General features: G+C 64.7%; 4 protein-coding genes. All 4 read left to right on the top strand.

Going from position 1 to position 6,075, the window contains the following annotated elements:
* Positions 1–162 precede the first annotated feature (162 nt).
* On the top strand, positions 163–2,487 hold the full coding sequence (locus IVB32_RS21790) for a TonB-dependent siderophore receptor (RefSeq protein WP_247369102.1): 2,325 nt from the start codon (positions 163–165) through the stop codon (positions 2,485–2,487).
* 63 nt (positions 2,488–2,550) lie between these two features.
* Positions 2,551–3,744: a PepSY-associated TM helix domain-containing protein gene (locus IVB32_RS21795; protein WP_018453059.1), complete on the top strand. Its 1,194-nt coding sequence runs from the start codon at positions 2,551–2,553 to the stop codon at positions 3,742–3,744.
* Positions 3,745–3,822: 78 nt separating this feature from the next.
* The gene (locus tag IVB32_RS21800; RefSeq protein WP_018453060.1) at positions 3,823–5,055 is read left to right on the top strand and encodes a rhodanese-like domain-containing protein; all 1,233 of its coding nucleotides are present in this window, start codon (positions 3,823–3,825) and stop codon (positions 5,053–5,055) included.
* Between the two features lie 99 nt (positions 5,056–5,154).
* On the top strand, positions 5,155–6,075 hold a 921-nt coding region (gene serA, locus IVB32_RS21805; protein ID WP_247411408.1), incomplete at its 3' end, for a phosphoglycerate dehydrogenase.

The raw sequence follows: 6,075 nt of genomic DNA on the forward strand, positions 1-6,075 counted from the left end.
GCGTGTCGCGGTCGCTGCGCAATCCATCGAGGATTGTCGAATAGCGATCAAAGCCTAGAACCACTCAACACTAGAGCGATTCAAGGCCGCTTGCGGTTCTCTTCACGAACAACGGCTGTTAGACGCGCCAGCTTCTGCGTCTGACTTGGAAGTGAATCGAAAGTGCGTGCTCATCTGGATGGCCAGCGCGTCAGCGGCCGTCGAACTCCTGCCGGCACGAGCTGCGCAGTCCTCCTCATTGGAGCAGCCGTTCTGCTCGGCGCACCTTCCTTCAGCGCGACGACCGCCCAAGCGCAATCGGCTCTGCCGCCGGTGACGGTCGAGGCGCCGGCACCGCGGCCGAAAGCGGCGCGTGCATCGGACCAGTCCCCACGCCGCGCTCAGACCGCCGCGCGCCAGCGCAATCGCAATCCCGCACCCGCAGCGCCGACGCTCTCGGAGCGCGCGGCCGCGGAAGCCGCCGCGCAACAGGCCGCCAAGCTCGGCTACCGCGCGATGCCGAGCGCGACCACGCTGCGCAGCGGCGCTTCGCCGCTCGATACGTCGCAGGCCGTCAACGTGGTGCCCGAGCAGGTGCTGAAGGACCAGCTCCCGCGAAACATCGACGACGCGCTGATCAACGTCAGCGGCATCACCCAGACCAACACGCTCGCCGGCAGCCAGGACGCGGTCATCCGCCGCGGCTTCGGCGACAACCGCGACGGCTCGATCATGCGCAACGGCATGCCGCTGGTGCAGGGGCGCAGCTTCAATCCCGCAGTCGAAAGCGTCGAGGTGCTGAAGGGGCCGGCCTCGCTGCTCTACGGCATCATGGATCCCGGCGGCATCGTCAACACGATCAGCAAGCGGCCGGAGCTGTACCAGCACGGCTCGGTTACGCTGCTTGGTTCGGCCTTCAGTGCTTCCAAGACCGGCGCCGACGGCTTGCTCGACATCACCGGTCCGATCGGTGATCAAGGCCTCGCCTATCGCTTCATCGGCTACAGCGTCAGCGAGGATTACTGGCGGAATTTCGGCCGCCACCGCGAGATGCTGGTTGCGCCGTCACTGGCCTGGTATGGCCAGGACACCACGGTGCAGCTCAACTACGAGCATCGCGAGTTCATCTATCCGTTCGATCGCGGCACGGCGTTCAATCCGGTGACGAAGGCGCCGCTGGCAGTTCCCACGACGCGCCGGCTCGACGAGCCCTTCAATAACACGTGGGGCACGTCGGACCTGATCCAGGCGTCGGTCGAGCACCGTTTCAATCATGATTGGAAGCTCTACGCCGGCTACAGCTACAACACCGAGACCTTCAGCGCCAACCAGCTTCGTATCACCGGCATCAACTTCACGACAGGCGCCGAGACCCGCAGCAACGACGGCACGCAGGGTTCGCTCAGCAACGCCAGCTATGGAACGTCCTATATTTCAGGCGGCTTCTGGCTCGGCGACATGCGCAATGATGTGGTGTTCGGTGGCGACGGCCAGTATCGCACCATCTACCGGGACAATCTGATCCGGCAGATAACGCCCGCCTTCAATGTCTACAATCCCGTTTACGGCCTGATCGGGCCGGGAACGACGGTGTCCAATCCCGACAGTGCGCAGACCGACAAGCTCGGCCAGTGGTCGATGTTCGTCCAGGACACGTTGCATCTGACAGAGCGGTTCGCCTTGGTCGGCGGCGTGCGCTACATGGACTACGACCAGATCGCCGGGCGCGGGAAGCCGTTTGTCACCAACACCAATGTGTCCCAGGACAAGGTGCTTCCGCTCGGCGGCGCCATTTTCAAGCTCACCGACCAGATATCGCTCTATGCGAGCTATACTGAATCGTTGAAGCCGAATTCGACCATTGCGCCGATCGGCGTCACGATCGGCTCCAACGTCGCGCCGGAAGAAGGCGTGTCATACGAGACCGGCGTCAAGTTCGATTTGAACAAGCGCATCTCCGGCACGCTGGCGCTCTACGATCTCGACAAGAAGAACGTGCAGACGACGAAGACGAACAGCGCAGGCGTGGTAGAACTCCACACCGTGGGCCGTGCCCATTCGCGCGGTGTCGAGTTGGACGTCACCGGCAGGATCACCGATAGCTGGGCCTTGATCGGCAGTTATGGCTACACCGACGCCCGCGTGACGGCATCCGAGGACATCACGCTGCTCGGCAGGAAGTTGCAGAACGTCGCGCTGAACACGGCCTCGCTCTATCTGGTCTATGACTTCGGCACAGCCCTGCCGGGTCAGCTCCGCCTCGGCGGCGGCGCGCGTTATGTCGGTGATCGTCCCGGCGATTCGATCAACTCCTTCTTCCTGCCCTCTTATGTGGTCGCCGATATTTTCGCGACCTATGAGATGAAATACCAGAACACGCCGGTGATCTACCAGCTCAACGTCAAGAACCTGTTCGACACTGTCTACTATCCCTCCGCCGTCAATAATCTGAACGTCGCCCTCGGCGACGCGCGGCGGGTCTCGCTGTCGGCGACGGTGAAGTTTTAGCGATGGGCATGTCGCGCAGGGACGCCCTTCGGATGATCGCGCCGAGCAGGAGGGCTCGCGCCGATGCGTGAGTCCTGGCGCGCGATCAAGGCCGCTCTGCTTCATGTCCATTCCATCGCGGGCCTCGTGCTGGCGCTGCTGCTCGCCGTGATCGCACTGACCGGTGCGATCATGAGTTTTGAGGACGAGATCGTCGATCATCTCAACGCCGGCATCATGCAGGTCGCGCCGCGCCAGGCACCGGCGCTGATGCCGGACGAACTGGTTGCGCGCCTGACTGCGGCGCAGGACGTCGGCAAAATCTCCGCCGTGACGCTGGCGAGTGATCCGTCCGCCGCGGTGCATGTGCGCTTCGCCCGCGACGAACGAGGCGCGCGGCCGTCCTCGCTCTATGTCGATCCCTATGACGCGCGCGTGTTGGGCACACCGGACGGCGAAGAGTTTTTCGCGACCGTGCGCAAGCTTCATCGCTGGCTGTTGATTCCCGGCGATGCCAAGGGCTGGGGGCGCCAGATCACGGGCGTGGCCGCGCTCGGCCTGATCGTGATGCTGATCTCGGGCCTCGTGCTGCGCTGGCCGCGTCGTGCAGGCAGCGTGAAGATGTGGCTGAAGCCGAATCTCGGGCTCAGTGGCCGCGGTCTGCATCGGTCGCTGCATGCGGTGATCGGCACCTGGGTCCTGCCGGTCTATCTGGTGATGACGTTCACCGGGCTCTGGTACTCGTTCGACTGGTACAAGGATGGCGTCGTCTGGTTGCTGTCGCGCCCGCAGATCGCCGCGGCGAAGATGCAGCCCAAGATGCCCACAAAGGCGTCGCGTGCTGCCGGTGTCAGCGAGACGGCACAGCCGATCGGCTTTGATCGCGCGTGGGCCGCCTTCCTGCACGAAGAGGGCGGCCGTTTCTCCAAGGCGTTGCTGACGCTGCCCGCCGGTCCGGGCACGGTGATACGGATCCGCTCCTGGGGGAAAGACTCGACCCTCGACACCACCCGTGACGAATTCCGCGTCGATGCCATCACAGGCCAATTCGTGTCTGCGGAGCGTTATTCCGATAAGACCCTCGGCGAGAAGACCATCGCGAACGTGCTCGATATCCACCGCGGCGCATTTCTGGGCTGGCCCGGCAAGCTCGCGTTCATGCTCGCGGCTGTGCTGATGCCGCTGTTCGCGGTCACCGGCGTTTTGCTTTATTTGTCGCGTCGAAAGCTGAGGCGGCTGGCGCAGCCACGGCTCGGGCGGCTCGTTCCCGGCGAATGAACGGGCTGCCGCAAAGGCTAGCCAACACTTCTGCAATCGTTCAAAAGCCCATGGCCAATCCTCGTCAGGGTTTACGCCATGAAGATCACCACCGTCACTCCCGCCGACATCCGCCGTGCACTGCTGCTCCGCGAGGAGATCGCGTTGCTTGATCTCAGGCACGAGGCTGGTTTCGCGACGGGACATCCGCTGTTCGCCGCCAACATGGCTGCCGATCGGATTGCGATCGAAGCGGACGTCAGGCTGCCGCGCAAGAATGTGCCGATCGTGCTCTATGATGACGGCGAAGGGCTCGTCACCGCGGGTGCCGAGCGGCTGGCCGCGCTCGGCTATACCAACGTCCGCGCGCTCGATGGCGGACTGAAGGCCTGGCGCGACGCGGGCTATCAAATGTTCGAGGACGTCAACTCCTACTCCAAAGCCTTTGGCGAGCTGGTCGAGTCGCGTAGGCACACGCCCTCGTTCAGTGCCGACGAGGTGGCAAAACTCATCGCGGACAAGGCCAACATTGCCATCCTCGACGTCCGCCGCTTCGACGAATATGCTACCATGAACATTCCGGGCTCGGTCAGCGTGCCCGGCGCGGAGCTGGTGCTGCGGGCAGGACAGGCGGCACCCGATGCCGACACCACCATCATCGTCAATTGCGCCGGCCGCACCCGCTCGATCATCGGCACCCAATCGCTGATCAATGCCGGCGTGCCGAACAAGGTCCGGGCGCTGCGCAACGGCACCATCGGCTGGACGTTGGCGCGGCACACGCTCGACCATGGTGCTAACAGGCGTGGCGCGATCGGGTCGTTCGAGGGCGGCCCGGCCAATGCGCGCGACGTCGCCTATCGCGCCGGTGTCCGCCATATCGGCGCGAGCGAGATGGCTGCGCTTGTCGCGCAGACCGATCGCACGCTCTATCGCTTCGACGTGCGTGACGCCGAGGGATATGCCGCAGGCCATCTCCCGGGCTTTCGCCACTATCCCGGCGGACAGCTCGTCCAGGAAACCGACATGGCCGCACCGGTGCGCGGCGCGCGTATCGTGTTGACCGACGATAAGGGCGTCCGCGCCGACATGACGGCGTCCTGGCTCGCGCAGATGGGCTGGGAGGTCTATGTGTGGGAGGGCGGCTATGACGGCGCGCTCGAAATCGGTCCGCCGCACGTCCTGCCCAAGCCCGACCCCGCCCACCGCTACCGCCGCCCCTATGAAGGCACCGGCGTCGACGAACGCGCGATGCAGGCCTATCTCGACTGGGAATATGGCCTGGTCGAACAATTGCGTCTGGACGGGACGCACGGGTTTTACGTGATCTGACGACCGCTCCGCCATCTTCTCCCCGTATCCGAACCCTATTGTGCTGCGCATCCCCCGCGCTCTATGAGCTGCGGCGAAGCTGTGACCCACGGAGATTTCATGTCAGTCCCAGGCCGAAGCCCTGAGCGGAGCGCGAAGGCGCTGCTGCTCGAAGGCGTCAATGACAGCGCCGTGGACCTGTTCAGAACGGCGGGTTTCACCAATGTCGAGCGCCTGACCAAGGCGCTGGACGGCGAGGATTTGCGGCGGGCGCTCAAGGGCGTGTCGCTGCTCGGCATCCGCTCGCGCACCCAGATCACCGATCAGGTCCTGGAAGCGGCCGACCAGCTTCTCGCCGTCGGCTGCTTCAGCGTCGGCACCAACCAGGTCGATCTGCTGGCGGCGCGCAAGCGCGGCATTCCGGTGTTCAACGCGCCGTTCTCCAACACGCGCAGCGTCGCCGAGCTCGTGATCGGCGAGATCGTGATGCTGCTGCGGCGCATTTTCCCGCGCTCGGTGTCGGCCCATGAGGGCGGCTGGGACAAGTCGGCGACCGGCAGCCGCGAGGTGCGCGGCCGCACCCTCGGCATCATCGGCTACGGCAATATCGGCTCGCAGCTCTCGACCCTGGCCGAGGCGATCGGCATGCGCGTGATCTATTTCGACCGCACCGACAAGCTCCGCCACGGCAACACCGAGCCAGTCGAGAAGCTGGAGGAGCTGCTCGCGCAGAGCGATGTCGTCAGCCTGCACGTGCCGGAGACGCCGGAGACATCAGGGATGATCGGCGAGAAGGAGCTGCGGGCGATGAAGCCCGGCTCCCTTCTGATCAACAACAGCCGCGGCACCGTCGTCGATCTCGATGCACTGGCGGGGGCTCTGCGCGACGGCCATCTCGCGGGTGCCGCCATCGACGTGTTTCCGGTCGAGCCGTCCTCGAATTCGGACCGCTTCAACAGCCCGGTGCAGGGCCTCGGCAATGTCATCCTCACGCCGCATATCGGCGGCTCGACCGAGGAGGCGCAGGAGCGCATCGGCGGC

Source organism: Bradyrhizobium sp. 23, from assembly GCF_023073295.1.
GTDB classification, from domain to species: domain Bacteria; phylum Pseudomonadota; class Alphaproteobacteria; order Rhizobiales; family Xanthobacteraceae; genus Bradyrhizobium; species Bradyrhizobium canariense_D.

Bases quoted from the DNA above. Each gene is read 5' to 3' on its own strand.
- IVB32_RS21795 (WP_018453059.1), top strand. From the start codon at position 2,551: ATGCGTGAGTCCTGGCGCGCGATCAAGGCCGCTCTGCTTCATGTCCAT.
- IVB32_RS21800 (WP_018453060.1), top strand. From the start codon at position 3,823: ATGAAGATCACCACCGTCACTCCCGCCGACATCCGCCGTGCACTGCTG.